Origin of the sequence: Parabacteroides sp. CT06, from assembly GCF_002257605.1 — a bacterium.
GTDB lineage: Bacteria > Bacteroidota > Bacteroidia > Bacteroidales > Tannerellaceae > Parabacteroides > Parabacteroides distasonis.
On sequence record NZ_CP022754.1, the window covers coordinates 2,985,042 to 3,005,482 of the forward strand.

Consider the following 20,441-nt stretch of genomic DNA (forward strand, 5'->3'; position numbering starts at 1 on the left):
CTCTTTATAAATTTCCTTATTATTTCTTTTTCTTATTCTCCGCCTCAAAGCCATACCCATAGCCGTATCCATAACCATAATGTTTACCATAGCCATAACCATATTTCTTACCATAACCGTAACCATAGGTGTTCTTACGTTTGCTCAGGTCAATTCCATTGATCACTACCGCCAACTTGTCAAATTTATGCTCGTCCCTAAGAACATTAATGTAGCAGAAAGCGGCTTTCGGGGTCACGTCCGCACGGCAGACATAAACACACATGTCGGCCACACGGCTTATTATGGCCGTATCAGTTACCATACCGATCGGGGCTGTATCCAGCAACACGTAGTCATAACGGGATTTCAATTGCTCTATCGCCTTCTCCAAGGTATCACGGGCTACCAGTTCCGTCGGGTTCGGGGGAATCGTTCCTCCTAAAAGGATATCCAGGTTCGGACTGATGCCGGAAGGCTGCACAAGATCAAAAAGATCCTTATCCTCCGGATCCATCAGATAATTTGATATTCCTTCCTGCCTTTTCGATAAATCGAAGACCTTATTCAAGCCCGGCTTACGGATATCCATACCAACCACTACCACCTTCTTTCCCAAATAAACCAAGCTGACAGCGAGATTTCCAGTCACGAAAGACTTACCTTCTCCGGGCTGCGTAGAAGAGAAAAGTATGACCTTTTGATCTTTCCGGAGCATAAAGAGCAGATTGGTCCGCAAACCTCGGAAGGTCTCCTCCATCATGTCGTTCTTATTCTCGCGCACTACGATCGCTCCCTTATCGGAGGATTTATGACCACACAAGGGCAATTCGCCCAAAATCGGAACATTCGTCAATTGCTCCACATCGCCACGATTCTCGATCTTATATTTCAATAATTCCACGACAAAGATGATTCCCACCGGAATAAACAGGCCCACCACAAACGCAGCCAATAAAAACACGAGCTTCTTGGGAGCCACAGGATCCTTCCCGGGTAATGGTTCCTCTACAATACGACCATTATTAGCCGTGGCTGCCAATGTGATCGCATTTTCCTCCCGCTTCTGCAACAGCATGATATATAAAGTCGCCTTGATTTCTTGCTGGCGAGAAATAGTCATGAACTCTTTCTCTTGCTTTGGAGCATCACTAATCCGGCTCTCAAATTTACTAGCCTGACGCTCAATATCTTTCTGGGCGATTTGTAGTCCTCGCAAGACACTATTCACGGTTGTCTCGACATTGCGTCTCATCGCCTCAACGCCGGTGTTCATGTTTATCACCGCCGGGTTATTTTCCGAAGAGGTACGTAATAAACGTTTACGCTCGATGATCATCGTGTTATATTGTTCAATCACCCTAGTGAGGTTTTGATCCTGTAACCCTACGTTTGCAGGAATTACCTCTTCCTTGTTGACCGGATCGTTGATATAGGTACGCAGAAATTGAACCAAGCTGATCTGTGTAGCGTTCTCCGTACGTTGCTGCTCATACTTGGAACTCTCTTGTAAGGCTAGACGGGCATCACTTGTCAAATCCGTTAGACCGGATCGTTGCTTGAAATCCGCCAACTCGCTCTCCGCCGTACCCAACTCATGGTTAATTATACCGATACGCTCCTCTATGAACTCAGCGGTTTTCTGAGCTACCTCATTCTTCTCATCGTTCGCATCTTGATTATAGAACGCAACCAAACGATTCACGAAATCCACGCCTCGCTCCTTTACTGTATTGTTCACGCTGATCTTCGCTATCGTCGTGGTCTGGGAAGAGGCGGTCACGCTCAAGTCTTTCATATAATCCTCGGCGGTCTCCGTCGGCGTATTTATGGTAACACGTAAAGCGATTTCCTCTTCTTCCATATACAAGGTATCGCCTTGCGTAAAGCTTAAAACACCCACAGGTGTTGGTAACACCGCCGGCAATTGATCAAATGCCTGTTCTATCTCTTGCTCTTCCTTATCTTGCACATATTCAGCCTTAACAGACAATTTTCCTGTTTTTGTAAATGTAAGATCCAGCTTAATCGGCTCCTCCAATTTATCGGCCTCTTCTGGTGTCATATAAATCCGCACCGGACTATTCTTATAAAGAGGCATCGCATAACCGAACGCTCGCTTTTCCGCTACACGAACATATAAATTCAGGTCGTTCACGACTTTTTTTATCAATGTACGGGATTTCAATATCTCCACCTCGTTATCAAAATTATTTGTCATGGAAAACATTCCCAAGTCTTGAATGGCCGCCAACGGATTGTTGCCCGAACCGCTTCGCTTATCCTCCTCCTTTATCAACACGGAACTGGAAATGTTATATACAGGCGTTTGATAACGAAGAAACAGGTAAGTGGCGATGCAACATATCAATATACTAGCCACAAACCAACGCCAATAAAAAAGGTATTTAAATAAAAGAGCGACCAAATCAATCTCTTGTTCCTCGTTCTCTATCCCAGTGTTATTATTTATCCGTTCGTCTATCATCTCTCTTAATTTTCAATTCTCAATTTTCAATTACTTAAGTATGTTTACCAACAGGCCGGCAATAGATACCAGAATCGAGAGTGAGCTTACCCAAAGGGTCGTGCTGTTACCGATATCGGAGTTCTTAGCCTTCGTCTTGTTCGGGGTCACGTAAATAATATCGTTTTGCTTCAGGTAATAATACGGGGAAGTCACGACTTCGGCATTATTCAAATTCAAGTTAATGATCTCACGCTTACCGTTCACGTCCTCACGGATCAGCTTGACGTTATCACGGACACCGTAAATCGTCATATCACCTGCCATCGCCAAAGCCTCCAGAACGTTCACCTTCTCGTTGCCGATCGTGAAGCTACCCGGACGGGCCACCTCACCCAACACGGAGATCTTGTAATTAGCCATACGGACCGTAACGATCGGGGATTCCTTCAAATAAGGTTTCAAACGCTCACGAATCAAGTCCTCCGCCTCGTTCTTGGTGAGACCACCCACTTCCAAGCGACCGATAACAGGGAAATCGATCTCTCCTTTATTATTCACCAAGTATTGCTGCATGGTCGGTTGCGTGGTCGTACTGATATTTGTCAAAGCCGCATTGATTGGAGTCTGTACCGTCAAGTTGAATGGAGTCGCAGCCTTCGGGTCTGTCGTATTGACCGTGATGCTCAACAAGTCTTTTGGCATGATCTTGGCGTCATACAACGGAAGGGTCTCCTCAAAATCGTTCACTGCCTCTGGGTTTTGGAGGTATGGTACGTTCTTGTAAGAAGTACAACTCGCTACCAATAGAGGTAGAGCTAATAAAAGTAGTAATCTTTTGATTTTCATATTATTTTGTTTTCTTTTTTTATTTCATTGAACACAGAATGATATGGATTTAGCGAAACAAACGAGAGAAAAGGCCTTTCGGTTTCTCCGGTTCGTATTCCGACTCGTATTTCCGCATTAAATCCTCATAGGAAAGTCTTTTACTCACCATCTCGTAAATCATACCCCAGTCCGGGAGACCACCAAGATTACGGTCATCAATAAAAATATCGGCCTTCAGCTTACGGGAGAAATGGTTGTTCAGGTTTTTCTCTTCTTCCGGATAATCTCGGTTCACTGCGTAAAACTCCAAGCCCCGCTCTCGGCAAAAGGTGACAGCCTCATCCAAAAGCTTGCCCTCTCGCACACTCCATAAGATCAGCTTGTGGTGTTCTGTTTGTAACTTTCTCAATGTCTCGAAAGCGAAAGGGATCTCCTTCCCTATCGCCGGATATTTATGCTCAACGATTGTTCCGTCAAAATCTACTGCGATAATCATTTATAATTCAGATTTATAACTACCAACTAAATTGCTAATTCACTCCGTCCAATCTCGTGAATTGAGAGTTTTGGCTCTTGAACTCGGGGACGAAGGATTTCATCTCTTTCACCATAGGAAGAATATGTACATGAAGGGATAATTCAGCTAATAGATCAATGTGCTCTACCACATCCTTGTAGGCGTACTCCCGGACTGCTGCCACACGAATCTTCTCATGAGGGGTTTCCTTCGTATTCTCCTTGTTGCTCAATAGTTCCTCATATAATTTCTCACCGGGACGAAGACCTGTGTATTTAATCTCTATGTCTTTATCCACCTGCAAACCAGAAAGCTCGATCATACGCTTCGCTAAGTCAGCGATCTTGACCGGCTCACCCATATCAAAGATGAATATCTCGCCGCCCTTGCCCATCGTACCGGCTTCCAACACCAAACGGCAGGCTTCGGGGATTGTCATGAAGTAGCGGATGATATCGGGATGGGTTACCGTAACTGGGCCTCCTTTGGCGATCTGATCGCGAAAACGAGGTATCACGGAGCCATTACTTCCTAATACATTACCGAAACGGGTCGTGATAAACTTAGTGTTTCCCGCTAGAGCCCCCTTACTGATCGCCACACTCAAGCTCTGCACATATATCTCAGCGAGGCGCTTGCTACATCCCATGATATTCGTTGGATTAACGGCCTTATCCGTACTGATCATCACGAATTTCTCTACACCATAGCTTACGGCGGCATCCGCTATCACTCGGGTACCAAACACGTTGGTACGAACAGCCTCGCAAGGGTTCTCTTCCATCAAGGGGACGTGCTTATAAGCTGCCGCATGGAATACTACCTGGGGATGCCAATTGCGGAATACGTAATCTACACGGTCCGGATTCCGGACATCGCCTATGATAGGTACAAAATCCAGTTCCTTATACTTCTCCTCCAATTCCAGGCGTAAGTCATGCATCGGAGTCTCGGCGGCATCAAGGCAGATCAGTTTCTTGATCGGGAAATGCGCCAGCTGGCGGCAGATCTCGCTACCAATGCTACCGGCCGCTCCCGTAACAAGGATCGTCTTATCTTTCAATAAGAGACCGATCTCGCCCAGATTTATACTAATCTCCTCACGACCCAGCAAGTCCTCAATACGGATCTCACGGACTGAACGCTTCATTCCGCCCTCATGGACCTCCTCCATATCAGGAACCACGAGAGGCTTCAAGGAGGCCTGCTCGCAATAATGAATCAAACGATCACGTTCTCGTCGGACGGTCTTTATATTCGGGAAAAGGATACCATCCAAGTTATTTCTGGGGATCAGACGCAACAAGTCATCAATGTCCTCGATCTGGTAAACGGGAAGTTCCGCTATGCGAAGGTTCTTTTTAGCGCTATCAAACGTCAAGAAGCCGATGATGCTATAATTTTGCATGAATACTTGCCGGTTGGGTGATGTGGCTATCATCACGCTATCCTCATCCATACCGAACACCAGTACACGCTTGCGCTTTTTTCCAAGTTGGGACAACACGCTATTATATACATTAATCACGAATACACGTAAGGTGATCAGCAGAATAATCGTCAACATACAATCGGTTATCCCTCCCACCCAATATATAGAGGAATTGAAATCCGCCCTCAAAAGATGAAGCAGTATAAACATGAGGATGGATTTTGTGATGGCGACACCACCAATCCTCCATAGTCCACGTAGCGTGGAATGACGGATCACCCCGTGATAAACCTTGAACGTAAGAAAAGAAAGGATACTGGCCACAAAGGAAGCTATTCCTACCTTTAATACACTAATCCCGCTTATGTATACATGCATGATGGACAATAATCCCAGCACTCCTATCAAAGATACACATAGGGAAATGAAAAGATCCGCACAAAAAATGATCCAGCGGTTGATATACCGCAAATTTACCAGACGCCCCAGCGCTAAACGCCAGCGATTATAACGATATTTCACCTTTTCCATATTTGTTTTATTCATATCTATCTAACTATAATAATAAGCGACCGAACCTCTCAAGTGGTTGGAGTGGTATAAGCTAAAGCAAGAGTCTAGTCTATCGGTTAAAGAAAAAGGGACTCTCCTCGCTACTAGAGATAGCTGACCTCTTGATCGATATCGGCCGCCTAATTCTCATTTTCTAATTGCGACCTAGCGATAATATATTCTTGATTGGAGGCTCTCTTGAACCTCAGAAGTATCTTTAATCAATCTCCATGTCACGATCCATGGACGTGGTTTTTACTTCCGGCATCGGAAAATACCTCACCTCTTCCTTATGCCACTCCTTGTAACCGTCAAGCGTACGAGTAGGGACGGATAACCGACCGTAGTCATTGCCTTCGCAATGGAAAAGATGGTTACGTGTATAGGAACGTAACTCGCCATCTGTCCAAGAGACCATCACGATTGGAAACGGGTACGTGGTGAGGCTTAACGGGGTCACTAAGGTACGGGAAGATATTTGGCGTAACAGGTAAGCTGATTTCTCGAACGCCACCCAATACGGACCCGTACAGTAAAGATGGATGAAGGCACGATTATCCGACTCTCGCTTAAGAATCTCTTTCAAATGGTTTCCTAACAACGAGATAAGGCGTACTCCGGATCTATCCTCTTTTTTACCGTAGTGCGTATCCATCTATGTGTATCATAATAGTTCTAGCAGGTCACGGGTGATATTTACTTTGGCACATCCCAGTAGATCTACACGGATCACAAAGTTAAGATTGCCATCCTCCACTTCCAGCACGTTACCTTCTAGACCATGCAACTTACCGCCGTTAATGCGTACCCTCGCTCCAAGAGGCAGCGGACGGGGATCGATAATGACAGGCTCTTCGGAATCGTCCAGCATCCTACGGAGTTTCACCATCTGCTCATCCGGAATGAAGGCTACGGGGCGTATGCCTCCAGACCGTTCGCCAGCTATGTTTACCATGAAACGTTTGATATAAGGAAGATGCACGATCTCCTTCCTACGCAAGACATCGGTGCAACGGATGAATACAATGGAACGGAAGACGATCCGGTCTACTTGCTTACGCTTGCCGCTTGGCAGAAGACACATCTCTTTTTGGGAGGCTATATAAACCTCATAGTCCTTCTCGCCTTCCGGCTGACTGGCTATGCGCTTTTCCAGCTTGTCACGGCATAGTTTCTCGGACTTGTTGTTGACGATAGCGATGTACCAATGTTTCTGATCAGATTTTCGCCGTAACGGGTTTTCAGGAATGGTTCTTTCAACGCCTACGGCGTCGATACCCTCATGAGGTACCGAATTTACAACCGTTTTTACAACATTCGCTCGCATCTCGTTGATTGCTTAAAAGAGATAGTTTGATATATACACCATAACCCTTTTTCGCCATGTGAGAAATTAGGCTACTTAGTGAGTAGCGCAAAAGGTGGGAGAATGGTTATTACCAAGTTGTAGAGACGGAGCATGCTCCATCTCCCACCGTCTGACAGTAATTTAAAACATCTTTTAGAGGGGATGAGACGGGGTATACCCATCTCTACAAGAATGTATGTTCGATTTTAGGGGGGACGTGATGATTTCGGAAATACGAGGCCATTTCGTCTCTATTGCCATGTCTATACATCAGAAATAAGAACGAATATTTAACGAGAATCCAACTGGAAACACAAACAAACCCTAATGATTGCTTGTTTTTTGTTATTTTTTACTACATTTGCGGCGTGAAACAAACGCTACTCACTAAGTAGCCTCATCCCACTTTCGACACATAATTATAGACACAACCAAAGCAAGTGCTATTCACCTCTGTCATTTTTTCCAAAGAGAAACTTCTCAGATAAATCTGGGTGGTCTTGATGGACTTATGCCCCAATAATTCACTGATCATTTCTATAGGGACATTTTGCTCTTTCAATGCCATGGCGAAGGAATGGCGGATCGTATAAGAGGTAACATCCGATGCTATTCCAGCGGCCTTTTTCAACGCCTTCAAATTTCGATTGAACCGGGATAGGGCCGCATTGTATTCGAGATATGCCTCATAGCCCGTCTTCGTTCCACTCAAAAAAGGGAATAAATAGCCTGAGGCCGGCCTCTTGTCACCCATTAATTCCTTGCGCATCAATTCTGCCGTATCCAAAATTTCCAGTCTCATCGGTGTGCCTGTCTTCTGCCGATTATAGTCCAATATCCCGTTTTTGATATTCCTTTCTTTTAGGTGGGCGAAGTCCACGAACGACATTCCTGCATACTGAAACAACAGACAAACGACCAGTTGTGTCTCCCTTAGCACCTCACTCTCTACCTTCACCGTCATCAACTTATGTTGGTTCTCTAAGGATAGGGATTTCTTGCGCTTACTCTCCACTCCCGTAAAAACTCCTTGGAACAAACCAGGGATATATTCCGCATCACCATCTTCGATCGCCTTGTTATAGACGCAACGGATACGACGCATATAAGTGGAAACCGTGTTGCACATGCAGCCTTTCTCCAGCAAATAAGCCTCATATCGGTGAAGATTGGCCTTATTGATATCCGAATAGGAAATGTTCTCTGTTCCACTATACTTTATAAAGGAGTTCAACGCATCCTGATAACTTTTGGCGGAGGAATAACGCTTTTCCTCTCGTAACTGGGACATATACCTTCTCACCCCTTCCACGAATCCTTTCTCATCCATATCTCTCTGTTTTTAAATAATATTTGAAATGAATTGACAAATGTAACTCATACTATCTGAATGCAAAAAGAATTACCGAAACACTATCATAATGTTTACTTTCTAAACATATTTTAAACACATACTTTTTCAAAACAGTTACGTTTAAACCAATATTATGGAACTTTAGTACCCAAAATAGCACATTTTTTAGGATATATCCTGAACTTGTATGTATTTAGTCGGCTTATAATTTCTATTTCCCGGCAGATAACCGACATCTACCCGGCATCTAGTTCGGATTATCCGGCACTTGCTCTAATTTAGCTGGGATCTACTCCTAATCTCAATCTTTTGTACACTGAAAAACGAGACTATATAGAGCCTTTGCGCTCTAGAACGGCAAAAAAATCGATTGATTTTCAAATATCATTCAGGAAGCATTTATTAGTTTTCAGAAACAAGAGGTATAATTATTCGGCGGATATTGATAAAAAGAAAGCAAACTGCAAGTATTTTCCTTCATACACATTCTATTCGTCAGAGCTTAACAACCGGAGAATCGCATATAATAAACACACACACTATCCTATCTCAAATACGAGAAGCAGAAGGAGAGAGAAATGACAAATTGACATAATTAAGCCGTATTAATGACTTCTATCGATTGAATACACAATATTAAATTAGCAGAGACTTGCTTGCAGGTGTCGTTTTTTTTCACGAATATTGCAAATCAAACAACCAAATAAACATATTCAGTTTACTAAAGTTAATCTTAAAGAAAGGAGAGCCTATGAAACAGGAACCATCATGAACCATATCTAGCAAGGAAACTGGCTGGAAGATATGGCTATATAATCCAGCCAAACAAGTTTCTAAACGCCTTTAAATCAATTAATACTAACACTAAAACATTACAAATGTATGAATGAAATTTGTAAGGGGAATCCTAACCCCCGATTAAACACAAAAACTAAATTGGGCAGAGCCATGAAGTTAACCTCAATCCCGCTATTTGTTTTTACCACAGGTGTATACGCTTCCGTACACTCCCCAAACATGCGCATTAAAAGCGACATCATGATTATAGAGAAACCATCAATCGTATCCACCCCGCAACAAAACACCCGTCAGATCACCGGAACCGTGATTGATGCTACCGGTATGCCGATAATTGGCGCCAATGTGATGGTAAAAGGGACAACAAACGGGACAATAACGGATATAGATGGAAAATTCACGTTGGAAGTAGCCAAAGACGCTATTTTGCAAGTGTCCTATATCGGTTATATGAACCAGGAGATTCCGGTAGGCAATAAATCGGTTTTAAGCATCTCCTTGCAAGAGGACACACAAAAGTTGGATGAGGTGGTAGTGATTGGCTACGGTACGATGAAGAAAAGTGATATCACGGGGGCTATCTCGTCCGTGAGCGAGGAGAAAATCGCTCGCCAAGCAGTGGCCAATGTTTCTACCGCATTGCAAGGCTTGGCTACCGGTGTATCCGTCACTTCCAGTTCCGGATCTCCGGGTTCCGCCGCCACGATCCGTATCAGAGGTGTCGGTACGGTAAACGACGCGGAGCCATTGTTCGTCGTGGATGGGATGCCCGTGACGGATATAAACTACCTGAACACATCGGATATACAGTCTATGGAGGTGCTTAAAGACGCTTCCGCTTCCGCTATCTACGGTTCCCGTGGCGCGAACGGCGTAATCCTTATCACTACGAAAAAAGGCGCCGCTGGAAAAACCACCGTTACGCTCGACGCATATTGGGGTATGAACAAAATATTGAATAATCTCGATTTGATGTCAGGTCCGGAATGGTACGACTATCAGGAGCAGTTGAACACAGTGAGGAGCGTTCCCATCAACTTGGCCCTTGTCAATCGTAATGTTTCCACCAATTGGATGGACGAGATTACGCATACGGCCTTTATGCATAACTACAGTGTCGGCATAAGCGGTGGTAAAGAGAACGACTATAAATTCAATCTGGGCTTGAACTATATCAACCAAGATGGAACGATCAAGAAATCCAACTACGAACGGTTCAGTGTCCGTCAAAGCACGGAAAAAACGGTGCTCAAAGATCATTTGGTAGTGGGTACCAACGCATCGATCGCGAGATCTACCGACGCAAGTATTAGTGAGCGCAACAGTAGTAATGTGTACGACTCCGACTATGGTGTCGTAAGTAACGCGATCCGTTTGGATCCGGTAACTCCCGCCCAAAACGCAGACGGTTCATATGGTTACTCTCCTTATATTGACTACTATAACCCATTGGCAAGTATCATGTATCGGGATAATCAACGGGAGAAACTTGCTTTCATCGGCAATATGTATGGGGAATGGCAGATTATAAAAGGATTGAAGTTCAAGAGTAGCTTCGGAGCGGAAATCAGAAGGGTAGACAATAAAACCTTCTCGCCTGTCTATGAGGTATCCTCAAGCCAAAGAAATTTAGAGAGTAGTTTATCGAAGTCGCAGACCAAAGGGCATTACTATACGTTCGAGAATACCCTTTCGTATGAGAAAACGTTTGCCGAGAAGCACTCCATATCCGCTCTCGTAGGTTATACCAACGAATGGGGTAAGCAGGAAACCTTGAGCGTAAACGCGAGAGATCTTATCGGAGAGTCGGATAACCTGCATTATATAGACGCTACGCTGGACAAGAACAAGACCACGGCCAGCAATAGCGCTACGGAATATGGTTTGATGTCTTATCTGGGCCGCCTACACTACGATTACAATAACAAATACCTTATTACGGCCACTTTCCGGCGAGACGGCTCCTCTAAATTCTCTTCCAAGAATCGCTGGGGTAACTTCCCCTCGTTCGCTCTAGGTTGGAGAATCGACAACGAACCGTTCTTCCAGAAATTGAACGCCGAATGGGTTTCCTCCTTGAAACTCCGCGGGGGCTGGGGACAGATCGGAAATCAGAATATCACCAATTATGTGGATCGTAGTTTGCTGTCATTGAGTACGCAATACGGCGCTTTATTCGGAGCGAGAGAGAATGAGACCTTGTATCAAGGTATTGCCGTGAGCAGATTGGGCAATCCGGATATTAAATGGGAAACCACGGAATCTCTGAATATCGGTCTTGACGCAAGCTTCTTTAACACCCGCATGGTCTTCAGCTTCGAGTATTATTACAAGACAACGAAGGACATGCTGCTTGCCGCTCCTATGCCTATCTATATGGGATATGCCAGCAACACCTATACCAATATCGGCGAGGCGAACAACCGCGGTATCGAGATGAATCTCGAGTGGAGAGACAAGACCGAAAGTGGTTTCGAATACAACGTGGGAGTAAATATGTCGACCATCCGTAACCGCATGACGAAATTGAATGGTGGCACACCAATCTCCGATGGACCATTCCGAAACGGAAGCATGTACCTCACCTATACGAATGAAGGTATGCCTATCGGCGCATTCTGGGGCTATAAGACAGACGGGCTTATCCAAACACAGGAACAGTTGAATGCCGTTAAGCGGGCGGATTTCCAACCTAATGCCGAATTGGGCGATGTATTGTTCGTAGACACGAACGGCGATGGTAAATTAGACTCGAGTGATAGATGCATGATCGGTAATCCTATTCCGGATATCATATACGGTATCAACATGGGTATGGCGTGGAAAGGTTTCGACCTCAATTTGCAGTTTGGTGGAACAATCGGTAATCAAATATTTAATGCGATGCGTTATTACACCTACTTCCCGAACGATATAACGAACAAGGATAGAGCGTTAATGAACTATTGGACGCCAAATAATACAAATACGGACATCCCTCGCCTGACGGCTACGGACGTAAACGACAATGACCGCTTCTCGGACATGTACGTAGAAAACGGGACTTATTTCCGCTTGAGAAACGCCCAGCTAGGTTATACCCTGCCCGCTTCTCTCACGCAGAGGATAAAACTACAAAAAGTACGTTTTTATGTAAGCGGCCAGAACTTGTTTACGATATCCAGTTACTCGGGTATGGATCCGGAAGTGGGTCAGTCCAGCTCTTTGTCTAGAGGTATAGATTACGGTATCTATCCTCAGAACATTTCATTCACCGGAGGTATTAATGTTACTTTTTAAAATTTATAATGTCATGTTTAAAAACAAATATATCATAGGAATCGTACTAGCGATTTTAACAGGATTCAGCAGTTGCGCAGATTTGGATTTAGCTCCGTTAGGAAGTCCGGAGGCTGGAGAGATATCAGAGGAAAGACAAGCTTTCTTGCGTCTGACCGCTGTCTATTCCGTCATGAAGGACTTCCGTTACACATGGTCAATGCAATGTTTCGGCGACGTGTTGTCGAATGACGCGACCTACAGCGGTTCTTCGAACGACGCACAAACCTTCACGTTGCTGGAGAATTATCAGTATCAAGCGGATCATACCGAGATCTTGAACAAATATCGGTATTCTTACCAATGTATTAATAAGGCCAATTTGTTTATACGGGATATGGAAATGGCAGACGATGCCCTATTCTCGAAATATAACAGGGAACAGATGATCGGTGAGGCCAAGTTTATTCGCGCCTATACTTATTTCGAGCTTGTGAAAACCTTTGGTGGTGTTCCTTGCTATACGGGAGTCTTGGATCTCGATCATGAGAGACTCGGACGTGCGTCTGTCGAAGAGATATACTCGGTTATCGAGCAAGACCTAAACGATGCGGTTAGCGTATTACCTAAGAAAAGTGAGGTGGCTAACTACGAGTCAAGCTATGCGGGAAGGATTACCAAAGGCGCGGCCATCGCCATGCAAACACGTATTTATCTGTATGAGAAAAAATACGATGAGGTAAAAAAGGCTTTCGAGAAATTCCAGAATGAGTGCGGGGGAGAGTATAGCCTAGTAGCTCCGGAAGATTACACTTGGCAATTCTCACTGGACGGCGAGCATTGTTCCTCATCGATCCTAGAAGTGAATATGTATAACTCTTCCACTCAAAGCTCGTATAACGTAAATAACGGTAACCGCCACGTATTGATGTCTATGCCCCGAAACATGACGATCGGCTTCGGTTGCGCGCAACCTACACAGGCCTTGGCGGACGCTTATGATGCCGAGGGGGATGTCATACGAAAGAAGACCACTCTCCTTTCCACGGAAGAGGCCATAGAGATCGAGACCGCAGCCAAAGGCGATGTGGCACCCGTTACGGACGACCGAACCGGTTGGTACAATCGCAAACTATATCTCGCGCCCGGGCAAAGAGAGGAGAATAGGGGAAATAATCAACCCACGAACCTCAGGCTTATCCGCCTTGCGGAGGTATATTTGAACTATGCCGAGGCTTGTTATTTCAGCGGCGATATCGCTAATGCGCAAAAGTATCTGAATGAGGTAAGAAGTCATGTCAACTTGGCTCCTAAGAACCATACAGGAAGCCAATTGTTTGAAGACATCATGAATGAGCGTCATCTGGAGTTCGGAATGGAAGGTTTCCGGTTCTTTGACGTGGTACGTGTAGGATGGGGCGAGAAAGTCTTTAACGGAACCAAGAAGGCGGAATTTGGAGCTAAGACTCCTTTCAGCGCCGGTGCGGAAGTATTGCCTATACCTCAAACCGAGATTGATATTAGTGACGGTTTAATAACTAATTAATAAGGAAATAACAATTCGCAAAAATCATAATAGCATGAAAAGGAATTTAGTATTGCTCGGAATCTGTCTCTTGGCCGTATCGTTCGTTGGAGAGGCCTTTGGACAGAAGAAAAAACCTCGTATCGGTATTGCCGGTATACAGATAGAAAACAGCGTGTTCGTCCCGAATAGGCAGCCGCTCGTAGGACACCCCGTAAGAATGCCGGACTATCTCAGCCCAGACTCCGCAATGGGACAGGCGGCCACTTGGCTTCCCACGCAGATTGGCTATGGCGGTGGAAGAGGCCCCGTGACAAAAGAATCGTACGACGCGTTTGTGGAAAAAACATTGGAGATGATCAAGGCCAATATGCCATATGACGCTTTCTGGTTTTATAACCACGGAGCTTGTAGCGTGGAAGGCGTAGCCGATCCCGAGGGCGAATTCATGGAGAAGGTGCGTAGCTTGATCGGAAACGATGTCTTGACTACCACCACGATGGACCTTCACGGAAATACGTCTTGGTTGGTAGCTCTCAACTCCGATTTGATTACGACTTATCGTCAAGCACCGCATGCGGATTCTCGTGAATCACATCGGCGAGGGGTTGTCAATTTGTTGGAACGTCTTGAATCAGGGAAAGGGCGTCCGGCATACAAGGCATGGGTTGCTGTTCCTGTCCTAGTTTCCGGCGAATGGTCGAGTACCCGTGTCGAGCCTGCGAAATCGCTGTACGCATTGGTTCCCGAGGTTGAAGCCATGCCCGGAGTGATAGACGCAGGGATCTGGATCGGTTATGTTTGGGGAGACAACCCACGGAACCAAGGAACCGTGATGGTTTACGGTGACGATGAGGAACAGGTAAAAGCCGGGGCGAAGAAACTCGCCCAGAAATTCTGGGATGTCCGTAAGCAGTTCTCGCTGGAAGCTCCGGGATATTCGCTCGAGAAATGTATCGATTTGGCAATAGCAAGCAAAAAGAAGCCTTTCTTTATCAGTGATATGGGAGATAATCCCGGCGGAGGCGGCTCAGGCGAGGTCACTTGGACTTTGGCGAGACTCTTGAAGCGTCCGGAATTCCAGACTGATAAGGGAAAGAGCGTTCTTTATTGCTCCATCCCGGGAGAAGAAGTGGTTAAGCAGGCACGTAAGGTCGGCGTAGGCGGACACGTAGAAGGCATGGTAGGTGCCATGGTCGATAATTCCTACGAAGGTCCCGTGAAATTATCGGGTACCGTGGTTTATGTCAGTCCGGAAGAAGACAAGAACGCAGAATCATGGAGACGGAAAAGAGATATCGCTATCGTAAAGACCGGAAGCGTTTATGTGGTAGTAGGCACATCGTCTCCCACTCCAAACCTAGAGGGTTCAGGAATTGACCCGAAGGAAATGGATATCGTAATGGTTAAACAGGGTTACCTTGTAACCCAATGGTACAATATACAAGCGGATTGGGTGATGGCTTTTACAAGGGGAGGCGTGGATCAGGACTTCAAGAAGCTTCCCTATAAGAATATCGTGAGACCGATGTTCCCGATCGATCCAGACATGGCTGATCCGGAATTGAACGTTATCATGGTTCCTTCCGCCAAGCATTACTATGGCAGATAGATCGTATTGATCGATTTTTTACTGCAATGCCTATGCAGTGTTACTGCAATAGGTGTTGCAGTATTACTGCACAGGCATTGCAGCATCACTGCAACCCGGGTTGCAGTGATGCTACTAAATTATCCTATATTCCTACTCAATAACTTTCGGACTTGCTCCTCCGTTAAATTCCGGCGGCTCGCATAATCTCTCATCTGCTCCTCATCGATAGAACCGATCATGAAATATTGAGAAGAGGGATGGGCAATATAAATCCCACTAACCGAAGCCGTAGGATACATGGCACCATTCTCGGTTAACGAAACACCAATTCGCGACATATCGAGCAATCCATCCAATGTGAAATTCAATAATTGATCCGGTAGAGAAGGGTAACCGATAGCCGGACGGATTCCTTGGTATTTCACCTTGTAAAGATCCGGGATAGACAAGGATTCGTCTTTAGCATATCCCCAATATTCTTTACGTACTTTCTCATGAAGATATTCGGCTGTAGCTTCCGCTAGGCGATCGGTCAAGGTTTGCAGCAACATTGAATTATAGGTATCGCCTTCTTCCTCAAATTTATCCTTCAAACAATCAGCGCCAGCTCCAGCGGTAACGACAAACGCCCCTACATAATCAGTTCGCTCCTCGGAAACCGGTATTACATAATCGGAAAGACATTTATAAATATTTTCCTCTTTTTTTACTTGCTGACGTAATAAAGGCAGCGCTATATCACCCATTCGGATCGTATCCCCTTCACTATTCGCTGAGAAAAATCCGTAAATCGCTTTACAATATTCAACCTTCATATTGACCAGCCGATCCAATAACCTAACAGCATCCTTGTATAATTGCATCGCCTCGGTAGCCTTCGCACGATCTTTTTCCGGGAATCCGGCCAACCAAGAGGCACGACAAGAATCGCAACCATGTATCTGGGAGATTTCCGAGAAACGGCCATTCAATTTCCATGCGCTAAAAAAGAAGGTCCAGTGGATATAAGGAATCACTTCTTCCAAGGGGATATAAGGGATAACATGTACCCCCATCCGGGCCGGAACAACCGGTGTATACCCGGTCCAATCTATTTCTATCGGATGCTTACGAGCCTCTGAAAGAGAAGCCAAGGTCTCTTTCTTCTGCCCTAAAGAGGCACGCAAGGCTTCTTGTTCTTGTTCCAACTCCCTGATATAAGCGTCACGGGTATCTGGATTCAATAGTTTGGCGGCGATCAACGGATTCTGTGAGGCATCCAGCACATGAATCACCGGATAATCATAATGCGGAGCGATCTTCACCGCCGTATGCAATTTGGAGGTCGTAGCGCCACCCACCATCATAGGAATCGTAAGTCCCGCTTTCTGCATCTCGTCTGCGACATGCGCCATCTCTTCTAAAGAAGGGGTTATCAAGCCGGATAAGCAAACCAGATCCGGTTTCTCCTCGATCGCTTTCTTTATGATCACATCTGCGGGAACCATTACCCCTAAATCAATCACCTCGTAGTTATTACAAGACAATACGATAGAGACGATATTCTTACCTATATCATGTACATCCCCTTTTACCGTAGCGAAAATCACTTTACCGGCCTTCGCGGAGCCGGAAGCTTTCTTTTCAGATTCAATGGCCGGTTGTAAAATAGCCACGGCCTTTTTCATCGTACGTGCGGTCTTCACGACTTGAGGGAGAAACATCTTTCCGGCACCGAATAACTCGCCGACCTTATTCATTCCGCTCATTAACGGACCGTCAATTATATCCACGGCATGCGGATAAATCCGCAAGGCTTCTTGTAAATCGTCCTCCAAATAGTCTCCGATCCCTTTGATTAAGGCATGTTCCAAACGCTCCTTCAATGAAAGCTCACGCCAAGCCTCATGCTTCTCCGGAGTTTCTCCGGAAGCTTGAACATGTAAATTTTGAGCATAAGTAATTAATTCCTCGGCAGCTTCCGGACGGCGTGCCAAGATCACGTCTTCCAACAAGGTACGGAACTCCGGCTCTATATCCTCATAAAGTACGGAGGTAGACGGATTCACGATACCCATATCCATCCCCTTCCCGATCGCATGATATAGAAATACGGAATGCATAGCCTCGCGTACATGATTGTTCCCCCGGAAAGAGAAAGATAAATTACTTACACCACCACTCACCTTCGCACCCGGCAAGTTCTTCTTGATCCATTCAACGGCACGGATAAACGCCAGACCATAGCCATTATGTTCCTCCATACCGGTAGCGATCGCCAATACGTTCGGGTCAAAAATAATATCTTGGGGATTGAAATCGATCTTCTCGATCAATAGGCGATAGGCCCGTTCACAAATCTCAATCTTTCTTTCATAGGTATCCGCCTGCCCCTTCTCGTCGAAAGCCATCACGACCGCAGCCGCACCCAGTTGCTTAATACGGGCGGCATGTTTAAGGAAGACCTCCTCTCCTTCTTTCAAGGAGATGGAATTCACGATGCTCTTTCCTTGCACGCACATCAAGCCTTCCTCGATCACTTCCCATTTAGAAGAATCGATCATGACGGGTACACGGGCAATATCCGGTTCGGAGGCGATCAAGTTTAAGAATGTCTTCATTTCTTTCACGGCATCCAACATACCATCGTCCATATTGATATCGATCACTTGGGCGCCATCCTCCACTTGCTTACGAGCGATCGTCAACGCTTCCTCATAACTGCCTTCTTTTATCAAGCGTAAGAATTTCCGAGAACCGGCCACATTACAACGCTCTCCCACGTTCACGAAATTATTCTCCGGTTTCACCTCCAGCAGTTCCAAGCCCGACAGCCACAGGCAATCCGGTTTCGGAGCCGGGATATGCGGTTTAGCTCCTTTCACCAACTCCGGATACCGGGAGATATGCGCTGGAGTCGTTCCGCAACAGCCTCCGATAATGTTCACCAATCCCTCTTCCACAAAAGGCTTCACATGTTGGGCCATTTTATCCGGCGTCTCGTCATAGGTACCAAAACTATTCGGCAATCCGGCGTTCGGATAAGCGCTGATATAATAGGGGGCATACTTCGCCAACTCTTGTAAATAGGGCTTCATATCCGCCGCTCCGAAAGAGCAGTTTAAGCCAACCGAAACAATATGTGTATGCTGTATGGAAGCTAAGAAGGCCAATAAAGTCTGTCCGGAAAATGTTCGTCCACCTTGTGCGGACAAAGTCAAAGACAACATAATCGGCAGGTCTTTTTCTTTCTCTTTCAACACGACCTCAGCCGCTTCCAATCCCGCTTTTACGTTCAACGTATCGAAAGTAGTCTCGAAAAGGATGATATCCACCCCGCCGTCAACAAGTCCCTCGACTTGCTCCTTGTAGGCATTATACAAATCTTTATAAGTTACGGCACGATAAGCGGGATCACTTACATCTGGACTCATAGAAGCTGTCTTATTAGTAGGACCGATCGATCCGGCCACGAAGATCGTACGATCCGGATGCTCTGCCATATAGGTATCCGCCACTTCCCTCGACAATCGTCCGGCGGCCAGATTTATCTCACGTACATAGGCCTCCATCGCATAATCTGCCATGGAAATAGCGTTCGCGTTAAACGTATTCGTAGCGAAGATATCCGCTCCCGCATCCAAATACTGACGATGAATAGACTGGATTACATCCGGGCGGGTGATACACAATAAATCATTGTTCCCCTTCAACTGTCCCGGAAAATCGGCGAAACGTTCGCCTCGGTAATCTTGTTCGTTTAGTTTGAAACTTTGGATCATGGTACCCATACCACCATCCAAGATCAAAATGCGCTCATTCAAGAGTCGCAGAAATCGTTCCTTATTCATAAATATGTTTTACCTTTCTTGCGTACATATAACTATATCCCCGGAGGATCCATACCACAGCGATGGCGAAAAACAGACGGGTAGGCACCACCCAAAGAACGGGTACCCCTATCGCGGCAAAGATGATCGTATCTTCCAACAGGGAATGGCACACGGCCAAATGATGGTTCAGCAAGTTGCCGTCACCGTAAGACAACTTCCTCTGCTCCATTTGCTCTACCATAATAGCCCCGCCATAAGCCAGTCCGACCACATTACCTACCAACCACAAAAAAGCGGCATCTTGAGGCAAGCCAAATAATCGCATCAGCGGAGAAAAGACCGAGGACAATCCTTTCATTAGATTAAACTCTTCCAATATATAATGAAGGATCATTAAAGCCGTAACAATTATCAAAATAGAAATCACCACCTTCATCGAGCTGGTAAACCAAAGTACGAATACTTCCAACCAATTATCGCATACAGCCGCACTTTGAGCGATCCCGACCTGTCCCCATCCTTCATGGGGCATTACCCAATTCAAAGAAAAGGCGATCACGAAACTCATGATCAAACGGAGCAGCGTCATCTCCCAGAAAGAAGACCCGGTCTTTGCCTGTACGGAGGATTCTACCATTAGATTATGGGAAGTAAGGCACATCAATGCCAATATCGTAGCTTCACGGACTCCTAAAGACATCGAGGTGATCAAAGCGATCGGAGCATATAATGGGGAGAATATACTGGTTATAAAAACAATGGCTGTCTCCCCCGGCAGACCCACCAACGAGAACACGGGCACTAACCAATCCGAGATCTGACCTAATATTCCGGAATATTGCAATATACGGACCAATAAAGAAATAGGCAAAATAATCTTTAGCAGCCATAAACACGTCTTGCCTGCTTTAGGCAGAGCTTTCAGGATACATCCCCAAACCCTACCGATCACGCCTTGCCCTGTTTCCATCTCG

At 45.6% G+C, this 20,441-nt stretch carries 12 protein-coding genes; 3 read left to right on the forward strand and 9 right to left on the reverse strand.

Annotation, left to right across the window (positions count from 1 at the left end; translation table 11 throughout):
- Positions 1-19: 19 nt before the first annotated feature.
- From CI960_RS12910 to CI960_RS12945, 7 genes are all read right to left on the reverse strand, one after another.
- Complete coding sequence (locus tag CI960_RS12910) at positions 20-2,467, reverse strand: polysaccharide biosynthesis tyrosine autokinase (protein WP_094582374.1); 2,448 nt, start codon at positions 2,465-2,467, stop codon at positions 20-22.
- Positions 2,468-2,497: 30 nt separating this feature from the next.
- A complete protein-coding gene (locus CI960_RS12915; RefSeq protein WP_005855491.1) occupies positions 2,498-3,295 on the reverse strand; it encodes a polysaccharide biosynthesis/export family protein in 798 nt (265 codons plus the stop codon).
- 49 nt (positions 3,296-3,344) lie between these two features.
- Positions 3,345-3,773: a BT0820 family HAD-type phosphatase gene (locus CI960_RS12920; protein WP_005855481.1), complete on the reverse strand. Its 429-nt coding sequence runs from the start codon at positions 3,771-3,773 to the stop codon at positions 3,345-3,347.
- 34 nt (positions 3,774-3,807) lie between these two features.
- Complete coding sequence (locus CI960_RS12925; protein ID WP_094582376.1) at positions 3,808-5,757, reverse strand: nucleoside-diphosphate sugar epimerase/dehydratase; 1,950 nt, start codon at positions 5,755-5,757, stop codon at positions 3,808-3,810.
- A 238-nt stretch (positions 5,758-5,995) separates the two neighbouring features.
- The gene (locus CI960_RS12930) at positions 5,996-6,433 is read right to left on the reverse strand and encodes a hypothetical protein (protein ID WP_005855475.1); all 438 of its coding nucleotides are present in this window, start codon (positions 6,431-6,433) and stop codon (positions 5,996-5,998) included.
- 9 nt (positions 6,434-6,442) lie between these two features.
- Complete coding sequence (locus tag CI960_RS12935) at positions 6,443-7,105, reverse strand: transcription termination/antitermination NusG family protein (RefSeq protein WP_005865210.1); 663 nt, start codon at positions 7,103-7,105, stop codon at positions 6,443-6,445.
- Between the two features lie 418 nt (positions 7,106-7,523).
- Positions 7,524-8,456, reverse strand: coding sequence for a site-specific integrase (locus tag CI960_RS12945; RefSeq protein ID WP_005855471.1), 933 nt, complete (start codon positions 8,454-8,456; stop codon positions 7,524-7,526).
- A 906-nt stretch (positions 8,457-9,362) separates the two neighbouring features.
- Here CI960_RS12945 and CI960_RS12955 point away from each other — a divergent pair.
- From CI960_RS12955 to CI960_RS12965, 3 genes are read left to right on the forward strand one after another with little or no spacing between them, the layout of a single operon-like run.
- Positions 9,363-12,557 (forward strand): TonB-dependent receptor, encoded by a 3,195-nt coding sequence (locus CI960_RS12955; RefSeq protein ID WP_005855469.1) that lies wholly within the window; start codon positions 9,363-9,365, stop codon positions 12,555-12,557.
- A gap of 13 nt (positions 12,558-12,570) precedes the next feature.
- On the forward strand, positions 12,571-14,082 hold the full coding sequence (locus CI960_RS12960) for a RagB/SusD family nutrient uptake outer membrane protein (RefSeq protein WP_005855467.1): 1,512 nt from the start codon (positions 12,571-12,573) through the stop codon (positions 14,080-14,082).
- A gap of 34 nt (positions 14,083-14,116) precedes the next feature.
- Positions 14,117-15,673: a M81 family metallopeptidase gene (locus CI960_RS12965; RefSeq protein ID WP_005855465.1), complete on the forward strand. Its 1,557-nt coding sequence runs from the start codon at positions 14,117-14,119 to the stop codon at positions 15,671-15,673.
- A 119-nt stretch (positions 15,674-15,792) separates the two neighbouring features.
- Here CI960_RS12965 and metH read toward each other — a convergent pair whose 3' ends face one another.
- Entirely contained in the window at positions 15,793-19,485 is a 3,693-nt protein-coding gene (metH, locus tag CI960_RS12970; RefSeq protein WP_005855463.1) for a methionine synthase, read from the reverse strand.
- Positions 19,478-20,437, reverse strand: a complete 960-nt coding sequence (locus CI960_RS12975) for a nucleoside recognition domain-containing protein (RefSeq protein WP_005855462.1) — start codon at positions 20,435-20,437, stop codon at positions 19,478-19,480. Before CI960_RS12975 ends, metH begins: the two co-directional genes overlap by 8 nt.
- Positions 20,438-20,441: the final 4 nt, after the last annotated feature.

Coding starts and splice junctions, on each gene's coding strand:
- CI960_RS12925 (WP_094582376.1), bottom strand. CDS start 5,757: ATGGAAAAGGTGAAATATCGTTATAATCGCTGGCGTTTAGCGCTGGGG.
- CI960_RS12975 (WP_005855462.1), bottom strand. CDS start 20,437: ATGGAAACAGGGCAAGGCGTGATCGGTAGGGTTTGGGGATGTATCCTG.
- CI960_RS12910 (WP_094582374.1), bottom strand. CDS start 2,467: ATGATAGACGAACGGATAAATAATAACACTGGGATAGAGAACGAGGAA.
- CI960_RS12930 (WP_005855475.1), bottom strand. CDS start 6,433: ATGGATACGCACTACGGTAAAAAAGAGGATAGATCCGGAGTACGCCTT.
- CI960_RS12915 (WP_005855491.1), bottom strand. CDS start 3,295: ATGAAAATCAAAAGATTACTACTTTTATTAGCTCTACCTCTATTGGTA.
- CI960_RS12945 (WP_005855471.1), bottom strand. CDS start 8,456: ATGGATGAGAAAGGATTCGTGGAAGGGGTGAGAAGGTATATGTCCCAG.
- CI960_RS12955 (WP_005855469.1), top strand. CDS start 9,363: ATGAATGAAATTTGTAAGGGGAATCCTAACCCCCGATTAAACACAAAA.
- metH (WP_005855463.1), bottom strand. CDS start 19,485: ATGAATAAGGAACGATTTCTGCGACTCTTGAATGAGCGCATTTTGATC.
- CI960_RS12965 (WP_005855465.1), top strand. CDS start 14,117: ATGAAAAGGAATTTAGTATTGCTCGGAATCTGTCTCTTGGCCGTATCG.
- CI960_RS12960 (WP_005855467.1), top strand. CDS start 12,571: ATGTTTAAAAACAAATATATCATAGGAATCGTACTAGCGATTTTAACA.
- CI960_RS12920 (WP_005855481.1), bottom strand. CDS start 3,773: ATGATTATCGCAGTAGATTTTGACGGAACAATCGTTGAGCATAAATAT.
- CI960_RS12935 (WP_005865210.1), bottom strand. CDS start 7,105: ATGCGAGCGAATGTTGTAAAAACGGTTGTAAATTCGGTACCTCATGAG.